The following is a 19,351-nucleotide window of genomic DNA, read 5'->3' as shown; positions in this document are numbered from 1 at the left end:
CGTGGCTGAGCCGATGATCCGGTTCTCGCATGTGCGCAAGGCCTTCGGCCCGAAGGTCATCTACCGCGACCTGAACCTCGAGGTGTACCCGGGCGAGACGCTCACCGTCATGGGGGGCTCGGGCGTCGGCAAGAGCGTCATGCTCAAGCTGCTGATCCGCCTGCTCAACGCCGACGGCGGATCCATCACGTTCCACGGCGAGGAGCTCACGACCCTGAGCGAGAAGCGCATCGCCGGGGTGCGCCAGCGCATCGCGATGCTCTTCCAGGGCGGCGCCCTGTTCGACTCGATCTCGGTCGGCGAGAACGTCGCCTACGGGCTGCACGAGCATTACCGCAAGGAGATGACGGAGGCGCAGATCGCCGAGCGCGTGCACTGGGCGCTCTCCCTCGTCGGCCTTCCCGGCATCGAGCAGATGCGCCCGGGCGACCTGTCCGGCGGCATGAAGAAGCGCGTCGGCCTCGCCCGCGCCATCGCGGTGCAGCCCGAGGTGCTGCTCTACGACGAGCCGACGACCGGCCTGGATCCGATCAACACCGAGCGCATCAACCACCTCATCAAGGGGCTCAAGGCGGCCCTCAACGTGACGAGCATCGTGGTGACGCACGACATGAAGAGCGCGTTCTCGATCTCGGACCGGATGGCGATGATCTACCGCGGCGAGGTCATCGCGACGGGCACCCCGGACGAGTTCCGTGCCTCCAAAGATCCGCATGTCGCCGATTTCATTACCGGGACCGCCCCCGTGAACGAAGACGTCCAGACCCTTCTCGGCGCGTGACGATCTCCCCGAGATAGCTCAAGATGCCCTCCCGCATGGGCAAAGCGCGCGATCTGAAGGTCGGACTCTTTGTGCTGGCGGGGCTCTTCCTCTCCGGACTCGTGATTTTCCTGATAGGCGACGAGCGGCGGCTCTTCGACTCGTCCGTTGAGTTCACCACGAACTTCGCCGACGTGCAGGGGCTGAAGCCGGGCGCGCCCATCCGCATGGGCGGCATCGACATCGGCCACGTTGCAGAGGTCGGGTACGGCCCCGACCCGAAGGACAACACGATCTACGTCAAGCTCGAGATCGTCGAGAGCGAGTCGAGCCGCATCCGGGTCGACAGCAGGGCCCAGATCGCGAACAAGGGCCTGCTCGGCGACAAGATGCTGGAGATCACGAAGGGGCAGAGCACGGAGTCGCTGCCGCCGGGCGGGAATATTCCAGGCGAGGTGCCGACCGACGTGATGGGGCAGGTGAGCGGCATGGCCGAGAAGGCCGAGGCGACGCTGACCAACATCCAGAAGGTCACGGAGAGCATCGCCGACGAGAAGCTGCACAAAGATCTCCACGAGACCGTCGCCTCGGTGAACACGCTGATGAAGCAGGTGACCGAAGGTGATGGTTACCCGCGCCGCTTCCTGACCGATCCCGAGGAGGCCGAGCGCATCTCGCGGGCCGTGGCGAGCCTCGACCGCGTGAGCACGGAGCTCGTGGGCACGCTGCGCGAGGTGAGGGGGGTCGTCTCGCGCGTCAAGGAGGGGCCGGGGTTTGCGCACGACGTCATCTACGGCGACGGCCCGCAGAAGCAGATCCAGCAGTTCGGGAACGCCGCGGACGAGGTCGCGATGACCCTGCGGGGCATTCGCGAGAGCGACAGCCTCGCGCACGACGCGCTGTACGGGGGCAAGGGCGACGGCGCCGAGGCGCTCGCCAACGTGACGGCGATGACGGGCGACCTGCGGGCCATCGTGCACGACATGAGGGCGGGCAAGGGGACCCTCGGCGCGCTCCTCGTCGATCCCTCGATCTACGAGGACATGAAGAGCCTGCTCGGCAACGTGCAGCGCAACGACGTGCTCCGCGCGCTCGTGCGCTACTCGATCAAGAAGGACGAGGAGAAGCCTGCTGTCCAGGTCGGGGGCACCACGCCGCCGCCCTCGCCGTAGCGCCCCACGTCCGAGCGACGCCAGCGGAGCGCGCGCGCCGCGACCTCCCGGCGTCCCCGCGCTCAAAGGGACGCACCCAGCGGAGCGGACGGCGCACGGCACATCCAGGCCTCCCGCGCAAGCGCGAAACGACGACGCCTCGCGCTGCCCCCGTTCCCCGCATTCTCTCCTCCGATTCGCCGAAGCGCAGGGAGCCCGCTGCGCAGCGGCGGTCGAGGAAACCCGCTGCGCAGCGGCGGGTGCGTGTGTCTCGGAGGCTGAACCTCGGGCGGGGAGCGGCTCGCTCCGCGTCCAGCGCTCGCCGCTGCCAGGGTCGCCCGGGCCCTTTCTGAAGAAGTTTCGACATCGGCAGCGAGTTGTTCTTGTCGAACGCCGATCTCTGGGTTAAAAGCGCCACGTCTTCCGAAACGGCCGGGTGACAACCGGCTGGTATCGGGCGCATAACTCAGCGGTAGAGTGCGTCCTTCACACGGACGAAGTCGCAGGTTCAAGTCCTGCTGCGCCCACCCCGACCCGTCTTTCCGGCGAGCTGTTCCGCCGCGCGGCGTTTCTATCGAACTCGCAGGCGTGCTCGCCGAGGTAATCCTTGGCGGAACGAGCGCGGATCGCGAGCGCGCCACGTGTTGGGCGTGCCGCGTCCGTGGCCGTCAGGGGGCGGCGCTCGAGGCGGCCGGCGCCGCTGCCGCCTTGTCGTTCTTGCGCTTCTCGATGGCGCTGGCGGCGGCGCGCAGATCCTTGTGCAGGCCGCCGCACTTGATGCACTTCCGCGTCCGGAAGACCCCGCACCGCTGCGGAGTCAGCAGCTGCTTGATGTAGTGGAGCGCGCGGAGGTCGCCCTCCTCGCGCGCCCTGGCGATCAGCGGCTTCGGGGGGCACTCCGTGAGCCGGCGCAGGTCGTCCGCGATGACCAGCGCCGGGGACGCGAGCTGCCGCACGCTGCCCTCGAGCAGCAGCTTGCTCGCGCTGTCTCGGGGGTAGTCGCCGAACTTGGGCGCGGTGACGACCTCGTACAGCAGGTCGGGCCCGCGGCTTCCCATGTGCTTGGCCATCAGGTCGAGCGCGGTGACGGCGACGTCGGGCGTGCCGTTGGCGGCCCTCAGGATGAACTGCTTGAGCTCGTCGTTCTCCGTCGCCTCGGGGGCGACCTCGAACAGCCGCTTCGCCGTGAGCAGCGCGGCCGTGGACGCCTTCTCGCGGGCCTGAGCGAGCGCGAGCTCCCGGAGGACCGCAGGGTCGTCCGGATAACGCTGCGCGAGCGCGCCGAGCGCAGCGCTGCCCGCGGCCTGGGCCTTCTCGATCTCGGCCGGCTGCGCCCGGGCAGGCTCCGCCTTGGCGGGGGGCTCGGGCTCCTCGCCCGCCGGCGCCGACGCGGCGGCGGCAGGCGCGGGAGCCGACGCGGCGCCCTTGTCGCCGCGGGCGCCGCTGCTCGGCGCGGTGGCCGTCGCGGGCCCCGGCGCCGCGATGGCGTCTCGCTCGAGCGCCGTCACAGCCGCCGGGCTCCGGAGCGCGACCGCGCCGCAGACGATGCCGGTCGCTGCCAGCAAGCCGAGCGCAGCCATGGGGGCGGCCGCCTTGGGGCGGCTCAGCCCTGATTCACCGACGTGATTCCCGGACCCGCTCATCGCAGCGCTCTCTCCCGCGGTGAACCTGCGGCGTGGCGATCAGCCGTAAGGGTCGTCCGACTTCGGCGGCTTCGGCGCGGCCGGCCTCGGCCTCGGCTTGGGCGCCGCGGGCGCGGCCGTTGTCTTGGGCGCCGCGGGCTCGGCCGTCGTGGTGGGCGCCGCGGGCTCGGCCGTCGCGGCGGGCGCCGCGGGTTCGGCCGTCGCGGTGGGCGCCGCGGGCTCGGCCGTCGCGGTGGGCGCCGCGGGCTCGGCCGTCGCCTTCGGGGCCGTGGCAGCGGGCGCGGCGGCGCTCGCGGGCGCCTCGGTCGTCGCCGCGGGCGCCGTCGTCACGGCGGGAGGGGCCGTGTCCGTCGCTGCGGGCGCGGGCTCCTGCGGCTTGGGCGGCTCCGCCGGCACCACGGGGGCCGCCGCGGGCTGCTCCGGCGTGGTCGGTGCAGCCGGCGACGCCGGCTTGGGGTCGCTCTGCCCGAACCCGAAGAAGAGCCAGAGCCCGCCGCAGATCGCCGCCGCGACCAGCAGGATCGTGAGCAGCCGCCCCGTGCCGCTGCTCTCCTCCTCCTGCGCGAGCGGCGTGCTGGCTGCGGACTTTGCGGCGACCGCCTTCTCTTCTTTCGGCTTGGCTGCGGCCGGCTTCGGCTTGGAGCGCTCGTCGGCCGCCTTCGGCTCCTGGCGAGCCGGTCGTGCAGCCGGCTCCTCGGTCGGCGTCACGCTCGCCGCCTCGGCCGGCTTCCTGGCCGCGGCGGCGGCCTTCGCGGGCTTGGCCTCCTCGACGGGCGCCTCGGCGCGCGCGTCCCTCTCGTTGGCCAGCTGCGCCACCGCCACGACCGGCACGGCCGCGGGCTCGGCCAGCGGCCTCACCGGCGCCTCCTTCGGCTCCGGCGCGGCCTCGACCTTCTTGGGCGGAGGAGCGTCGATCAGCGGCTCCTTCGAGGCGTTGATGTCGTCCAGCGAGCCGCCGGCCTCCGCGAGCGCCTGCTTCAGCAGCTCGGCCGCCTGCTTCATCATCGTCCGCTCGTCGGGCGGCGGCATCTCCTTCTCTGGGTTGGTCTTCGGGAAGAAGCTGCCGCCCTCCGCGACGTCGTCCTTCTTCGTGGCCTCGCCCTTGCCCGCGTCGCCCTTCGGGCTCGCCCCGATCGAGCCGAGCCCGAGCATCGTCGACGCCCGCTTCACCTGCGCGGCCTTGGGGCCCGCGGGCTCGGCCTGGGGCGCGCTCGCGGTCGCGGTCGCGGCCGCAGCCGTGGCCGCAGCCGCGCTCTCGTGGAGATCGTCGCCCAGGTCGGAGCGGTCGGTGATCCCGGCCTCGAACGCCGAGCCGGCGCCCGCCTGCGCGTCGACGAGCCGGGTGATCACCGCCTTGGACTTCTCATCGATCTTGATGAACTTCACCCCCATGCCCGAGGGGTGCGCGTCGCTCGCCTGCGCGGCCTCGCGCTTCCACACGACGCGGCCGACGCCGGCGATGACGGCCTGCTCGTCCTGGAGCCGGATCTCGAACTTGAGCAGCGTGCCAGCGGGGAAGGGCGACGGCGTCTTGATGAAGATGCCGCCACGGCTCACGTCATGCGAGTGGTGCTCGATGAACTCGTCGACCGTCGCGCTCTTGTAGCGGACGGTCATCTGCAGCACTCTCGCTCGCGGATCTTTGCGTGTGTCCTGGGCCATCAGGGTAGAACTCCGGTCTACTTCGCGACTCGCTCCTGCGGATGTGGTTCGTATGTTACCCAAGGTTCGCCGCGAGGCCCAAAGGCTAACACGCGACGGTCGGTTTACCGAACGCTGCCATGGCTTCCGCCGAGCGAGCGCGCTGTGCGCGTGCGTGCGCGTGTGCGCGCGCGCGTTCGTGCACCGCGTCCCGCGCCCCGCCCTTCGTGCTGCAGGGCTCGGCGATACGAACGTCCGCGCGCGTCTGTCGTGATATGTTCGCGCCGACTGGAGAATGCGCCGGGATGGCTGTCCGGGACCACTTTCGCGCTCATGCGAGGCGCCGCGTCGATCTCGGGGCGACGCTCCGCGATCGGCAGTCGATCGAGGAGCACGGCGTTCGGATCCGCGACCTCGGGCTGGGCGGCGCCGGCATCGAGCTGACCGAGGCCCAGCTGGCGTCGGAGCTCCTCGATCCCGAGGCGCCGGTGACCCTCGAGGTCACCACGCCGAACCTGTGGGATCCCCTGAGCCTGCGCGGCCGCATCGCCTGGATCCGCCGCGGCGCCGCGGGACGACCGGCCCGCGCCGGCGTCCGCTTCGAGCACCACGACGCCGGCGCGCTCTACGCCCTCTACCAGCTGCTCGGCACCGAAAACTTCGACCTTTAGCGCGGGGGGCGCCCGCTTCGGATCCGGGCCCATCTCGACGTTTTCGGTGCTCGGCGTACGGGAGTACGCCTGCGCGCCGAAAACGCCGATCTGGGCCCGGCTCCTGTGCGGGCGCCCCCCGCGCTGCTTGGGGGCGGCGTGGGGGAGGGCTCTTGAGGGGCGCCCCCCGCGCTGCTTGGGGGAGCGAGGCGTCGCTAGAAGCCGAAGACCGGGCCGATGGTCGGAGCGATGACGAGGCCTAGCGTGGGCCACATCAGCATCAGCTTCAGCTCGGCCGAGACGCCGAGGTTCGGGGTGATGCCGTAGGTCACGCCGGCGCCGGCGCCGGAGAAGTTCAGGCCGGTGATCTGGTAAGCCTCCAGGTCCTCGACCAAGCGGCTGCTCGCCGGGCACCTGTTGCTCCCGATGCCGGTCTGCAACCCGCCCTCCTCGTTGCGGCGATCGCAGACGTCCACCGGGACCGAGGCGTTCACCTGCGCAAGGCCGATGGGCGACAGGAACACGTACGGACGGAAGCCGCCCTTCTCGACGATGCGATCCCCCAGCAGGAAGTAAGTCGCCCGCAGCTCCGCGTGGATCGGCATGAAGCTGAGCGCCTGGAGGTGAGGGTTCGACCGCTCGTCGCCCGCCCACGTCACCGGCGCATCCTTGGACGTGGGCGAACCGCCGAACGCGAACCCGAGCCGAACGCCCGCGAGCAGCGGCAGGTTCGAGAAGATCTGGCGGTCGTACGAGACCATCACGCGGCCCCCGGCTGCCCCGAGCCCGCCCTTGACCCCGTTCGTCCCGGGAAGGTCGATCGGCTCCCCGTAGAACTGCTTGCCATCGCCGCCCGGATAGAAGCAGGCGTACGCCGCGTCGCTGCCCGAGCAGACGTAGTCGGTGCCGCGGATCAGGAGCAGGTCGAGCTGGCCCCAGAGGCCGATCACGTTGCGGTTGCCCTTGCCCGTGGCAGCCCCGTCCGGCGCGCCGCCTTCGGCCCCCTGCTCGCAGGTCCCGTTCAGGCACACGAGCCCCGACTGGCACTCGGTCGTCTCGTCGCAACTCGCGCCCCAGCCCTTGTCGCCGCGCTTGCCGCCGCCGGCCTCGGGGCAGCCCGGCAGGCCAGGCGGGCAGTCCTCTTTCGCGGCGCACCGCTTCGGCGGCTCCTGCCCCGGCAGCGACGGCTCCGTCTCGATCTCGTTCTTGATCGGCACCCGGTGCGGCGCCTTCAGCGAGCCGGCGGTGCCCACGGGGTCGCCAGCCTCGTCCCGCAGGATGATGTAGTACCGGATGTCGCCGGTCGTCGTGACGTCCTCGCACGGGATCTCGACCCCGAAGCCGTCCCCGACGCGCCCCATCTCGAGCGACTTCCACTTCTGCGAGCCGAACGGCTTGTACCGCAGCGTCGCCTTGGACGCGTCGATCTCCTCCGGGATCTCGATGTAGACGGGCACCGGCGTGTTCACCGCCTGCTCCGCCACCGGCGTGTGCGAGACGTCGCCCTCCGCGATCTTCGCCGGAGGCTTCCCGCCGCCCTCGCCCGGCGCGGCCTCCGCGCCCGCCTTGCCGCCGGCCTGCGCTTCCTTCTGCGCATCCTTGAAGGCCTGGGCCAGCTCCGGCGTCGTCAGCGCGTCGATGAGCGCCGCCTTCGGGTCGGCCTGGAGCGCGAGCACGAACTGCGCCTTCGCCTGATCGAGCTTGTTGCCGCCGCCGTAGACCGTGCCGAGCGCGATGTGCAGCTTGCCGATCACCGGCTTCGTGCAGGCGTTCTTCTCGCAGCGCTTCAGGGCGTCCTTGAGCTTCTTCTCCGCCTTGTCGAACTCGACCGAGAGATAGTCCTCGTCCATCGCCTGGTCGTGCAGCTTCATCGCCTCCGCGTCCCGCTCACCGGCGGCGACGGCCGCCGCCGGCGCGCCGAGGACGAACAACGAGGTCAGAGCGAACGCGAGGCGAGCGCGGCGTGAACGACGAAAAAACACGGGGTCATACCTCCAGGAAGTGCTGGGGAAGGGCTCTTGCTTCTCAGGATCGGAGCCGCTCCAGGCTCCAGGTTGTGCGGTCGAGATCGGCGTACCGGCGCGCCGGGCGGCGCGCTCGCGGCTGCTTGGCTACTGAGGTGCGGCCTCCGTGCGGACGAACTGCACGCGCCGGTTCAGGGCGCGGTTCTGGTCGGACGTGTTGGGCACGATCGGCTGCTCCATGCCGTACCCCTTCGACGTCAGCCGGGCCTCGTCGATGCCCTTGGCCACCAGGTACTTCTTCACCGAGGCCGCGCGGCGATCCGACAGCTTCTTGTTGTACGCCGCGGCGCCCTTGTTGTCGGTATGCCCCTGGATCTCGATCTTGATCTTCGGGTTCTGCTGCAGGACCTCCACCACGGCGTCGAGGATCGGGAAGCTCTCCGGCCGGATCTTGTCCTTGTCGAACTCGAAGTGGATCTGCTGCGTGATCTTGATCTCCTTCTCGGTGACGATGACCAGGCTCGGCTTCTTCGGGCAGCCCGGCTTGTCGCCGCCGACCACGCCGACCTCGTTCGGGCACTGGTCCTCGAGATCGACCACCGTGTCCTTGTCGTTGTCCGGCTCCGGGCAGCCGTCGGCGTCCTCGTAACCGTCGGGATCCTCGGGGTCGTTCGCGCAGCTCTGGCCCGTGGTGTCCTTGTCGTTCGCGTCGAGGATCGTGTCGAGATCGTTGTCGAGCTCGGGGCAGCCGTCCTCGTCGAGGTAGCCGTCCTTGTCCTCGGGCGACAGCACGCAGCTGTCCTTGGAGTCGGTGATGCCGTCGCCGTCGGTGTCCGGATCGTCGGGGCAGCCGTCGTCGTCCTGGAAGCCGTTCCAGTTCTCGGCGTCGCAGGGGCACTTCTTGTCCTGCGGATCGAGCAGGCCGTCGCCGTCGCAGTCGCCGGGCTTCGGCGGCGGCGCGTCCTCGACGAACTCGCGCTCGGCGCACTTCTGCGGCGGCGAGAGGTCGTACGCGGCGTGGGCGTTCGCCTTCGCCACGTCGAGGTGCTCCTTCGCGCGCACGAAGAAGCCCTGATCGAGCTCGACCGAGGCGAACGAGAGGTGCGACTTGGCCATGGCCAGCTCGCGCGGCGCGCAGCGCAGCGCGCCGTTGCGCTCCGCCTGGTTCGCGATGCTCGTGAGCCCCTCGATCTCGCCGCGCATCACCGGCACCTGCGAGCACGAGGCGACCGAGCCCGCGAACGCCATGATCACGACGGCGCCAGCGCGGCCCGTTCGGCGGACAGAAGCGCGATGTGTCCTCCGGATGCTCATCGACCCGCGCCCTCGTGCGCCTGCTTCGCCAGGTTGATCGCCTTGTCCGCGTACTCCTCCGCGACGTCGGCGAAGTCGATCGCGTCGCCGTAGTCGGCGGCGGCGGCCTCCTCCCGAGCCTTCCAGAGGTGCTCTCGCGCGGTGTAGTACTCGTACGGCGCGTACTTCTCCGCCCCGAGCGCCTCGGCCGTCTCGAGCTTGCTCGAGGCCGAGTTCGCCGTGAATGCGTAGATGGTGCCGCCGCAGCCGCTCGTGAGAGCCGCCGCGAGCACCATGCCCGCGCCTGAAATCAATGTCCCGAATCGCCGCCCGTGCGTCGTCACGATCGCGTTCTTTCTGGAGCGGGCCCCTTTAGACCGTTTGCCCGGTCGTGGCGACGCTACCAAGTGCGCTCGGCGCGCGTCAACCGGCTCGGGGAAAGGAAAGGTCGGTTCGCGTCGGTTCGCGTTGGTTCGCGTCGGTTCGCGTCCGTTTGCGTACGGCTACAGCTTCCGGTACACGCCGACGACCACGCCGAGCAGCATCGCAGGCTTGAAGTCGCTCGCCCGCACCAGGATCGGGGCCATCGCCGCGTTCGCGGGCTGGAACCGCACGTAGTCCTTCTCGGGGAAGAAGTACTTCACGGTCGCCTCGTCGCCGATCAGCGCCACCACGATGTCGCCGCGCTGCGCGGTGAGCTGCCGCCGCACGAAGATGTAGTCGCCGCTGAAGATGCCCGCCTCGATCATCGAGTCGCCGGTGACGCGCAGGCCGAACACCTCGCGCCCGCCGCGCACGAGGGTCCGCTCGATGCGCACCGTGTCGAGCACGTGCTCCTCCGCGAGGACCGGCAGGCCCGCCGCGATCCGCCCGACCACGGCGATCTCGACGAGATCGTCCTCCTGGTCGTTCGCGGGGGCGTCGCTCCCGCCGGCCACGAGCGCGCCGCGGAGCTCGGCGCTCCCGCCGCCGCCCCCGGCGCCGTCGAGGTCGCGCGGGCGGAGGGCGCGCGACTTCATGTCCTCGCGCGTGAGGTAGCCCTTGCGCTCGAGCGCCCGGAGGTGATCGTTCACCCCGTTCGTCGAGCGGATCCCCATATGCGCGCCGATCTCACGCAGCGTCGGCGGATACCCGCGCTCGCTGATCGACTGACGGATATAGTGAAGCACCTGCTGCTGTCGGTCGGTGAGCCCCTGCATCGACGCGCAACCTACTGAACGGTTGGGTAGATGTCAAAAAAGTGTGGGGGACCCCGTTCACGCCCGCGATTTCGCTGCGGTTTTCAGGGCGCACGGCGGGGCGCCCGTCCGCGCGGTGAGCCCGAGGGCGCGTCGAGCGTGCAGGGTGAACCGAAGGGCAGCGGCGCGTGATCAGCGCGAGGGAGGCCCTACGGCTGCTTGCCGAGGGTCGTCCGCGAGCTCATCGCCGCGCGGGGCTCGAGCATCGCCCGCAGCTCTTCGGGATCGGCGGCGGCGGCGAACGCCTCCTCCGGCGTGATCATCCGGCGCTGGTAGAGCGCGGCGAGCGACTGGGCCATCGTCTGCATGCCGCTGCCGGCCTGGCCCATCTGCATCTGCGAGTAGATCTGGTGGAGCTTGTCCTCGCGGATGAGGTTCCTGATCGCCGCGTTCGGGATCATGATCTCCATCGACATCACGCGCCCCGGGCCGTTCGCGCGCGGCAGGAGCAGCTGCGTCATCACCGCGACGAGCGTGAACGAGAGCTGCTGGCGCACCTGGGACTGCTGGTGCGGCGGGAAGACGTCGATGATGCGGTTGATCGTCGAGATCGCCGAGTTCGTGTGGAGCGTGGCGAACACGAGGTGCCCCGTCTCGGCGATCGTCAGCGCGGCCTCGACCGTCTCCAGGTCGCGCATCTCGCCCACCAGCACGACGTCCGGATCCTGACGCAGGGCGTAACGGAGCGCGTCCTTGAACGACGCGGTGTCGGAGCCGATCTCGCGCTGGTTCACGAGCGAGAGCTTGTGCGGGTGCAGGTACTCGATCGGATCCTCGATCGTGAGGATGTGGAGCCGCTGCTCGGAGTTGATCTTGTCGATGATGCTCGCGAGCGTCGTCGTCTTGCCCGAGCCGGTCGGGCCGGTCACGAGCACGAGGCCGCGGGGCTTCGCGGTGATGTCGAGCACGACCGGCGGCAGGCCGAGCTCGTCGAAGTTCATGATCCGGAAGGGGATCTGCCGGAACGCGGCCGCCACGGCGCCGCGCTGCATGTAGATGTTCGCGCGGAAGCGGGCGAGCCCCTTCATGCCGAACGACAGGTCGAGCTCGTTGCGCTGCTCGAACTTCGCCATCTGCTCCTCGTTCAGCACCGAGTAGCAGAGCTGCTTCGTGTCGCTCGGCATGAGCGGCGGCAGCTTGAGCGGCACCACCGTGCCGTCGATGCGCAGGAGCGGCGGCGTGCCGCTCGTGATGTGCATGTCGCTCGCGCCCTTCTCCACCATCGCGCGGAGGAGCTGCTGGAGCGTGTACCTGAGGCCCTCCTGCGGCGCGCCAAGCTCGGTGGTCATGCGCTCAGTCCCCCATCGTCACGCGGCCGACCTCCTCGGTCGTGGTGACGCCCGCGAGCACCTTCTCGATCCCGCTCATCCGGAGGGTGAGCATCCCTCCCTTGATGGCCGCGGTCTTGAGCTCCGCCGTGGACGCGCCCTGGAGGACCATCTCCTTCAGCGGATCGCTGAAGCGCATGACCTCGTACAGCGCGACGCGCCCCTTGTAGCCCGAGCCGTTGCACGTCTTGCAGCCCGCGCCGCGCACGAGCTCCGCGCGCGCCGCCTGCTGCTCGGTGAAGCCGAAGTCGAGGAGCACCTTCGCCTCCACGCGCAGCGGGACGCGGCAGTCCGGGCAGATCTTGCGCGCGAGGCGCTGGGCGAGCACGAGGTTCACGCTCGCCGTGATGAGGAACGGCTCGACGCCCATGTTGAGGAGGCGCGAGATCGTCGACGGCGCGTCGTTCGTGTGCAGCGTCGAGAGCACGAGGTGGCCGGTGAGCGCCGCCTTCACCGCGATCTCGGCCGTCTCGAAGTCGCGGATCTCGCCGACCATGATGATGTCCGGGTCCTGGCGGAGGAACGAGCGCAGCGACATCGCGAAGTTGAGGCCGATCTCGTCGTGCATCTGCACCTGGTTGATCCCGTGCAGGTTGTACTCGACGGGATCCTCGGCGGTGCTGATGTTCGAGCCGATCTGGTTGAGCTCCGAGAGCGCCGAGTAGAGCGTCGTCGTCTTGCCGGAGCCGGTCGGGCCGGTGACGAGGACCATGCCCCACGGCTGGCTGATCGCCCACTTGAAGTCCGCGAGCGGCTTCGGATCGAAGCCGAGCTTCACCATGTCGAGCTGGAGGTTCGACTTGTCGAGCAGGCGGAGGACGATCTTCTCGCCCCAGATCGTCGGGAGCACGGAGACGCGGAAGTCCATCTCCCGGCCCTTGCCCATCTTCAGCTTGATGCGGCCGTCCTGCGGGAGCCGCCGCTCGGCGATGTCGAGCGAGCTCATGATCTTGAGGCGGCTCGAGATCGCGTTCTTCAGCTTGATCGGCGGCTGCATCTCCTCCATGAGCACGCCGTCGATGCGGTAGCGCACCCGGAGCTTCTTCTCGTAGGGCTCGACGTGGATGTCGCTCGCGCCCTTCTTGATGGCGTTCAGGAGGATGGCGTTGACGAGCCGGACCACGGGCGCGCCCTCGGCGGCCTTCTCCAGCTCGAGGACGTTCACGTCGTCGCCCTCGACCTGGAAGCCGACCTCCTCCTCCTCGAACTCGCTCAGCACCTCGTCGTAGGAGGGGCCGACGTTGTAGGCGCGCTCGATCGCCTCCGTGATCCCCGTCTCGGACGCGACGACCGGCTCGACGTTGAAGCCGGTGAGGAACTTGATGTCGTCGATCGCGTGGAGGTTCGTCGGATCGGCCATCGCCACGACGAGCGCCGTGCCCGAGCGGGAGATCGGGATGATCTTGTGCTTCTCGCACACCTCCCGCGAAACGAGGCGCGAGACCTCCGCATCGATCTCGTACTCGTCGAGGGCGACGGCCGGGACGCGGTACTGCGTCGAGAGGAAGGTCGTGATCTCGCCGTCGGAGATGTACCCGAGCTTGGCGAGCGCGTACCCGAGGTTCTGTCCTGTCTTGCGCTGCTCCTCCTGCGCTTGCCGGAGCTGCTGGAGGCTGATGAGCTTTTCGCGGACGAGCAGTTCGCCGAGGCGGTTCGTGGTCGACATCGAGGCCGCAAATCCTGCGGGCGGGGAGGAGGGGAGTCAACGCTGGCGGTTGGGGCGGGCGCGCATCAAGGGTAGGATGTCGGATGGCGAGGATGGCGTGGCGTGAGTCTCTTTGAGTGGTTCGGGCTCAAGCGCGGGGACGGCCGACGCAGGGCGGCAGAGGCCAAGGAGCTCGCCGGCGATCTCGCAGGGGCGGTCGAGCTGTACCTGGAGGCCGGGATGCCGGACGACGCGGCCCGGGTGCTCCTGCTCCGCGCCGACGCGGAGCGGAGCGTCGAGAAGCGGATCGCCTTCTGCGCCTCGGCGTCCCGTACGGCCGAGAGCCCCGAGCTCCGGCGCGCCGCGCTCGGGCGCAAGGCGCTGCTCGCGTTCGATCTGGTCCGCGCGCGGGGGGCGAGCGTGATGCGGGGCGAGGTGCTGGCGGTCGCGCGCGAGCTCGAGGCGGCGGGCGAGCTCGAGCGGGCGGCGGACGCGTACGCGCTCCTGGGCGACGCCGAGTCGGAGGCGCGCGTGCTCGCCGCGGCGGGCGCGATCGACCGGCTCGAGGAGCGGCTCCGCGCCTCGATGACCGCCGAGCGGAGCCAGCGCGCGCTCGACGTGGCGCTGCGGCGGATCGCGGATCTCGACCGGATGGCGGAGCGCCGCGAGGCGATCTCGGTGGCCGAGGCGTGGATGGCCGAGAACCGCGACAGCGAGCAGGTGGCCGACGCGCTGCGCGGCCTGCGCGCGCGGCTCCTCGCGGGGCCGATCGTCTCGATCGAGCAGGGCGGCGCCCTCCTGCGCTGCGCGCTCGGCGAGGAGGTCACGATCGGCCGGGGCGAGGCGACGATCGCGGTCGCGTCCCGCGCCGTCAGCAGGATCCACGTGCGGATCCGGCGCGGCCCGTCCGGGGTCGAGGTCGAGGATCTCGGGACGCGCAACGGCACCACGCTGGCGGGCGCGCGGCTCACGGCGCCGCTGCCGGTGGGCCGCGGGGTGCAGATCCTGCTCGGCGGCGAGGTGCCGTGCGCGATCGCGCCCGGGGAGGAGCGCGGCTGCGTCGTGGAGATCGCGGGCGAGCGCCTCGTGGCCCCGCTCGGCGACCTGCCGGTCGGCCCGTGGCGGATCGGCCTCGACCGGGCCGGCGCCTCGGCGTTCGTCGTGCTGAAGACGCCGCCGGGGGCGCCGCCGCCGTTCCTCGGCGACTACCAGCTCGCCGCGTCGGTCGAGCTCTGCGCCGGCGACGCGGTCGCCGCGACGCGCGGGGGGACGGCGGTCTTCCGGCTGCCGGCCGCGGACCGGGCGCCGGCGGGTCGGCCGCCCGGCCGCCCGCCCGACCGCCCGAAGGAGGGCGGGCCCGCGTGAGCCTGTGGCGGCGGCTCAGGGAGCGCCTCGGCGGCGCGAAGGCGCCGGGCGGCGCGCCGTCGAGCCGCAGCGGCGGCGGCGCCGGCGACGACGTCGCGCCGCCCGCAGGCGAGCGCGGGCGGGCGGCCGGGGGCGCGCGCGCGGCCGCCGGCGCGAGCGCGCCCCCGCGCGCCCGGCCCGCGCCGCGCGGCGGTGACGCCGGCGACGACGTCGCGCGGCTGCGGAGCGCGGGGACGCGGGCCGGCCCCACGACGGACGAGGTGATCGCGATCCTCCGGCGCGCGCGCGGGACGCTGCGGGAGGCGGACGCGGTGGCGCAGCTCGTCGCGGCCATGGAGGAGCGGGTGCTCCCGGATCCGGTCCGGGTGGCGTGCGCGGATCTGCTCGCGGCCCGGGGCGACGAGCAGGGCGCGCTGCGCGTGCTCGAGGGCGCCGCGCTGCGCGATGCCGTGAGCGGACCGCGCGCGGCGCGCGCGCAGCCGGTGTCGTCGACCGCGGGGCTCGTCCTCGCGGCCGACCTCTACGCCGCGATGGGGCAGCTCCCGCGGGCGCTCGGCGCGATCGAGCGGGTCCTCGTCCGCGAGATCGGCGCGCCCGGCGCGCGCGAACGCCACCAGCGGTGGCGGGCGGCGCTCGGCGCGGAGCGGCCGGCCGCGCCCCGCTCGGACGACGTGACCGTCGTCGCGCCCTCGGCGGCCCGGAGCCCGTTCCGCCTGCTCCGCGAGGTGGCGCGCGGCGGCGCCGGCGTCGTGTACGAGGCCGAGGACGACGTGCTCGGCCGGCGCGTCGGGTTCAAGGTCTACCACGGGCGGGGCGGCGACCGGTCGCACCTCACGCGCGAGGCGCGGCTCGCCGCGGCGCTCGCGGGCCCGGGCATCGTGCGCGTGTTCGACGCCGACCCGGACGAGGGGTGGATCGCGCTCGAGTGGATCCCACGCGGCTCCGTGCGGGACGTGCTCCGCTCCGGCGACGCCGCGGCGCTCGCGCCGATCGCGCGGTGGGCGCGGCCGCTCGCGCGCGCGCTCGCCCGCATCCACGAGCGCGGCTACGTCCACGCCGACGTCAAGCCGGCCAACGTGCTCCTGCGCGAGCTCGGCGAGCCCGTGCTCACCGACTTCGGGCTGGCGAGGCCGCTCGGCGCGCCGTCCGCCGGCGGCAGCCCGGGGTACGTGTCCCCGGAGCGGCTCGCGGGCCGCCCGAGCGATCCGCGCGACGACGTCTACGGTTACGGCCGCGTGCTCGAGGACGTCCTCGTGCGCCTCGAGCCGGTCGGGGCCGAGGACCTCTCCCCCTGGAAGGAGCTGTCGCTGCGGTGCCTCGGCCCGGACCACGAGCGGCCCCAGGACGGCGCCGCGCTCGTCCGCGCCGCCTGCTGAGCGCCGCGCCGGCTCAGCAGGTATCTAAGCACTTCATGTAGCGCTCGAACGCGGCCTGGTCGGTCCCGTCGAACGCGCCGCAGGGGACCTCCGCGGCGCACGCGGAGGCGCACCGGGCGGCGCCCTCGCACGCCGCCTCGTCCGAGAGGCCGCTGCCGTGGTAGCCGCACTCCTCCATGTGATCCTCCGCCTCGTCGCACACGCCGCCGCACCCGGATCCGAGGGCCACCGCCAGCGCGAGCGCCGCGGCGGGCGCGCCCCTCGAGCGCCCGCGTCCGGCGGCGCGAGCTCTGCGGTAGCGCCCTAGCGCTTCCGTCCACCAACCACCCCTGCCTTCGCTCATCGGTATTTCTCTCCCGGAGTGATACGTCGCGCAGGGGACCTTACCCGAGGCGGCGTCGCGCGCAGGGCGGCAACCCGCTTCGCTTCGGGCGCGGCCCTGATAGATTGCTCACCTACATGCGCGCAGGCAATGAGGAGAGGGCGATCTGATGCGCCTGGCGATCGTCGCCACGCCCGGCTTTCACCGCGATCAGAGGCCGGCGCCGGGCTCGCTGGACGGTGACCTCATCCGGGCCCGCCTCTCGCTCGACGACGCGGGCTTCCGGGTGGTCGACGTCGATCCTGCGCGGGATCTCGCGGAGCAGCTCGACGCGCTGTTCGACGAGCTCACGGCGACGAGGAAGACCCTGGTCGACGCGGACGAAGCCGCCCGCGACGAGGCGTCCTCCCTGTTCCTCTTCTATGCCTCCAGCGCCGTCGCGCTGTCGCCCGAAGGAGAGCTCTTCCTCTGCCTCGATCCCGAGAACCCCGGCATGGGCGACGCGCTGGGCGACATCGCTTCGGTGTTCCGCGATCGCGCCCGCGGCGCGGTGCTCTTCGTGATCGAGGGCCACCACGGGCCCGGGGTGGCGTCGCGCGACGTGGTCGCCGCCGCGGAGCGGGCGGTGGCGTCCGAGGGGACGGGGATCGAGCTCCTCGTGGCGGCCCACCCGATCGGAGAGGTCGGCAGCGAGGTGCCGTCGGTGTTCACCCGCGCCTTCGTCGAGCACCTCGACGAGGTCGAGCCGGAGCGCGGCCTCACCGCGGCGGCGATCTTCCGCCGCGTCGAGGGGAGCCCCGAGCTCGCCGGCGCCATCCCGTGCTTCGCGCGCGTGCGCGGGCGGGGCGCCGTCGCGGTGCTCGCCCCGCGCGACGGCGGCGCCGGCGCGTCCTCGTCGGACGCCGAGGCGCCGCCGAGCGAGGCCTCGGGCGAGGCGGAGATGGCCACCACGCCGGCGCCCGCGCCGGACGACCCCGTCGCGCAGTACCTCGCGGCCGGCGACACGCTCGCCGCCGCCTGGGACCTGGAGGGGGCGCTGACGGCGTACAAGAAGGCGCTCGCGCTCGTGGGCGCCGCGCACCGGGACGCGCGCGCGGAGGTGCACCTGCGCATCGGGTACGCGCGGTGGCGCCAGGAGAAGCGCCGCGACGCGATCGCGAGCTTCGAGAAGGCGCTGTCGCTCGCGCCCGAGCACCGGCCCGCGCTCGAGGCGCTGGTCGAGCTCCACCTCGCCGAGCGCGACTTCGCCGCCCTGCGCACCGCCGAGGAGCGGCTGCTCTCGCGCGTCGAGGGCGACGACGACCGGTTCGTGCTGCTCGTCCAGTACGCCGAGCGCTGGGAGGTCATCGCCGGGGATCCGGGGCGCGCGCGCGAGGTGCTCGAGCGCGCGCGCGAGCTCCGCCCCGACGACGCGGCCGTCCTGCGCGGCCTCGACCGGCTGTACGGGGCGGCTGGGGACGTCGACGCGGCGCTCGACGTGCGCCGCCGCCTCGTCGATCTCGTGGAGGATCCACGTCAGAAGGCGCAATCGCTCCTGGAGCTCGCGCGCGCGATGATGCAGGGCGAGGCGCGCGCGACCTTGAGCGAGATCACGCGGGAGCAGACCGGCATCGACCTGCTCGAGCGAGCGCTCGACGCCGACCCCACGCTGCTCGATCCGCTCGCCCTCATCGCGATCCTGCTGGCCGCGCGGCAGGAGTGGGGCGAGCTCGAGCTCGTGTACCGGCGCATGCTCGACCGGGCGCAGCGCATCGCGGACCCGCGCACGCGGAGCGATGTCACCTGGGAGGTCTGCCGCCGCCTCGGCCTGCTCTTCCGCGACCACCTCGAGGATCCGGGCTCCGCGCTGGACGCGTTCGAGGGCGCCGTGGCCGAGCGCCCGGACGACATCCCGGGGCGGCTCAGCGCGGCGTCGCTCGCGCGGAGCGCGGGGCGGTTCGAGCGCGCGGCCGCGCACCTCCAGGCCGCGGCGGTGCTGGATCCCGGCAACGTGCAGGTGTTCCACGACCTGTTCGACACGTTCCAGAAGCTCCGGCGCCCCGACCAGTCGTGGGCGGCCGCGAGCGTGGCCGTGTACCTCGGCGCGGCCGAGGCGCGTGAGCGCTTCGTCTTCGAGGAGCACCGGCCGGCGGGCGTCGTGCAGCCCGCGCGCGCGGTGAGCCCCGCGTCGTGGGAGCTCCTCCGCGCGGCCGATCGCGATCGCGCGCTCGAGGAGGTGCTCGCGTCGGTCGCCGGCGCCGCGATCCGCGCGCGGCTGGCCCAGCGCGCGCGAGAGAGGAAGCTCCCGCAGCTCGATCCCGCGGCGCGCGCGGACGCCGAGCGGAACGCGGCGGGCGTCGTGCGGCTGTTCTCCTGGGCCAGCCGGTGCCTCGGGATGCCCGCGCCGGCGGTCTATCTCCGCAAGGACGCGCCGATCGGGGTCGCCGCGGTGCTGGTGGAGGAGCCGAGCGTCCTCGTCGGCGGCGAGGCGCTCCGCGGCCGCACGGCCGCCGAGCTCGCGTTCCTGGTGGGCAGCCACGTCGCGTACCACGTCGGCTCGCACCGCCTGCTGCTCTACTTCCCCACGCTCGAGGAGCTCGGCGTCTGCCTGGCCGCGGCCGTCAAGCTGGCGCGCCCCTCGGAGCCTGTCCCCGCCGAGCTCGAGGCCGCCGTGCTCGCGCTGATGCCCCTGCTCGACGAGCGCCTGACCGACGGCGAGCGCGACGCGCTCGAGGCCTCGGTCTTCGAGCTCTACGAGATCCGCGCGCCCCTCGATCTCGCCCACTGGGTGGGCTCGGTCGAGCGGTGCGCCGCCCGGGTCGGCTACCTGCTCACCGGCGACCTCTCGGTCGCGGCGTCGTCGCTCTCGCGCGCGGACGCGCCGGGCGTGCTGACGGCGGAGGAGAAGGTCGGCGACCTCCTCTCGTTCACGGTCTCGGACGCCTACCACGCCCTCCGCGAGGAGCTCGGCGTCGCGATCGAGCCGTAGCGGAGCC

At 72.1% G+C, this 19,351-nt stretch carries 15 protein-coding genes and 1 tRNA gene; 7 read left to right on the top strand and 9 right to left on the bottom strand.

Going from position 1 to position 19,351, the window contains the following annotated elements; genetic code table 11:
* Window position 1: 1 nt before the first annotated feature.
* The 3 genes from WMF43_RS26115 (at window position 2) to WMF43_RS26105 (ending at window position 2,438) form a co-directional block, all read left to right on the top strand.
* Window positions 2–781: an ABC transporter ATP-binding protein gene (locus WMF43_RS26115; RefSeq protein ID WP_437668669.1), complete on the top strand. Its 780-nt coding sequence runs from the start codon at window positions 2–4 to the stop codon at window positions 779–781.
* A gap of 35 nt (window positions 782–816) precedes the next feature.
* Complete coding sequence (locus WMF43_RS26110) at window positions 817–1,932, top strand: MlaD family protein (protein WP_437668668.1); 1,116 nt, start codon at window positions 817–819, stop codon at window positions 1,930–1,932.
* A gap of 434 nt (window positions 1,933–2,366) precedes the next feature.
* Window positions 2,367–2,438 (top strand) — tRNA-Val (locus tag WMF43_RS26105).
* 141 nt (window positions 2,439–2,579) lie between these two features.
* Here the strand turns inward: WMF43_RS26105 and WMF43_RS26100 are convergent.
* A complete protein-coding gene (locus WMF43_RS26100; RefSeq protein WP_437668667.1) occupies window positions 2,580–3,491 on the bottom strand; it encodes a hypothetical protein in 912 nt (303 codons plus the stop codon).
* Between the two features lie 102 nt (window positions 3,492–3,593).
* Complete coding sequence (locus WMF43_RS26095; protein WP_437668666.1) at window positions 3,594–5,216, bottom strand: TIGR02266 family protein; 1,623 nt, start codon at window positions 5,214–5,216, stop codon at window positions 3,594–3,596.
* 284 nt (window positions 5,217–5,500) lie between these two features.
* On the opposite strand from WMF43_RS26095, the gene WMF43_RS26090 reads away from it, so the two are divergent.
* The gene (locus tag WMF43_RS26090; RefSeq protein WP_437668665.1) at window positions 5,501–5,866 is read left to right on the top strand and encodes a PilZ domain-containing protein; all 366 of its coding nucleotides are present in this window, start codon (window positions 5,501–5,503) and stop codon (window positions 5,864–5,866) included.
* 194 nt (window positions 5,867–6,060) lie between these two features.
* Here WMF43_RS26090 and WMF43_RS26085 read toward each other — a convergent pair whose 3' ends face one another.
* The 6 genes from WMF43_RS26085 to pilB form a co-directional block, all read right to left on the bottom strand.
* The gene (locus WMF43_RS26085; protein WP_437668664.1) at window positions 6,061–7,716 is read right to left on the bottom strand and encodes a hypothetical protein; all 1,656 of its coding nucleotides are present in this window, start codon (window positions 7,714–7,716) and stop codon (window positions 6,061–6,063) included.
* Window positions 7,717–7,956: 240 nt separating this feature from the next.
* Window positions 7,957–9,057, bottom strand: a complete 1,101-nt coding sequence (locus WMF43_RS26080) for an OmpA family protein (RefSeq protein ID WP_437684090.1) — start codon at window positions 9,055–9,057, stop codon at window positions 7,957–7,959.
* 62 nt (window positions 9,058–9,119) lie between these two features.
* The gene (locus WMF43_RS26075) at window positions 9,120–9,446 is read right to left on the bottom strand and encodes a DUF4398 domain-containing protein (RefSeq protein WP_437668663.1); all 327 of its coding nucleotides are present in this window, start codon (window positions 9,444–9,446) and stop codon (window positions 9,120–9,122) included.
* A 159-nt stretch (window positions 9,447–9,605) separates the two neighbouring features.
* Complete coding sequence (gene lexA / locus WMF43_RS26070) at window positions 9,606–10,301, bottom strand: transcriptional repressor LexA (RefSeq protein WP_437668662.1); 696 nt, start codon at window positions 10,299–10,301, stop codon at window positions 9,606–9,608.
* A 188-nt stretch (window positions 10,302–10,489) separates the two neighbouring features.
* Entirely contained in the window at window positions 10,490–11,629 is a 1,140-nt protein-coding gene (locus WMF43_RS26065) for a type IV pilus twitching motility protein PilT (RefSeq protein ID WP_437668661.1), read from the bottom strand.
* A gap of 4 nt (window positions 11,630–11,633) precedes the next feature.
* Window positions 11,634–13,334, bottom strand: a complete 1,701-nt coding sequence (pilB, locus tag WMF43_RS26060) for a type IV-A pilus assembly ATPase PilB (RefSeq protein ID WP_437668660.1) — start codon at window positions 13,332–13,334, stop codon at window positions 11,634–11,636.
* A 102-nt stretch (window positions 13,335–13,436) separates the two neighbouring features.
* On the opposite strand from pilB, the gene WMF43_RS26055 reads away from it, so the two are divergent.
* Both WMF43_RS26055 and WMF43_RS26050 read left to right on the top strand, forming a co-directional pair.
* On the top strand, window positions 13,437–14,678 hold the full coding sequence (locus WMF43_RS26055; protein WP_437668658.1) for an FHA domain-containing protein: 1,242 nt from the start codon (window positions 13,437–13,439) through the stop codon (window positions 14,676–14,678).
* Window positions 14,675–16,054, top strand: coding sequence for a serine/threonine-protein kinase (locus tag WMF43_RS26050; protein ID WP_437668656.1), 1,380 nt, complete (start codon window positions 14,675–14,677; stop codon window positions 16,052–16,054). The genes WMF43_RS26055 and WMF43_RS26050 overlap by 4 nt, the downstream gene beginning before the upstream one ends.
* 13 nt (window positions 16,055–16,067) lie before the next feature.
* Here WMF43_RS26050 and WMF43_RS26045 read toward each other — a convergent pair whose 3' ends face one another.
* A complete protein-coding gene (locus tag WMF43_RS26045; RefSeq protein WP_437668654.1) occupies window positions 16,068–16,283 on the bottom strand; it encodes a hypothetical protein in 216 nt (71 codons plus the stop codon).
* A gap of 262 nt (window positions 16,284–16,545) precedes the next feature.
* On the opposite strand from WMF43_RS26045, the gene WMF43_RS26040 reads away from it, so the two are divergent.
* The gene (locus WMF43_RS26040) at window positions 16,546–19,344 is read left to right on the top strand and encodes a tetratricopeptide repeat protein (RefSeq protein WP_437668652.1); all 2,799 of its coding nucleotides are present in this window, start codon (window positions 16,546–16,548) and stop codon (window positions 19,342–19,344) included.
* Window positions 19,345–19,351 lie beyond the last annotated feature (7 nt).

The organism is Sorangium sp. So ce131, assembly GCF_051519095.1.
In the GTDB taxonomy this organism is placed as follows: Bacteria; Myxococcota_A; Polyangia; order Polyangiales; family Polyangiaceae; genus Sorangium.
Note: the sequence above shows the minus strand (reverse complement) of the source record. Positions and strands in the feature narration are given on the sequence as shown.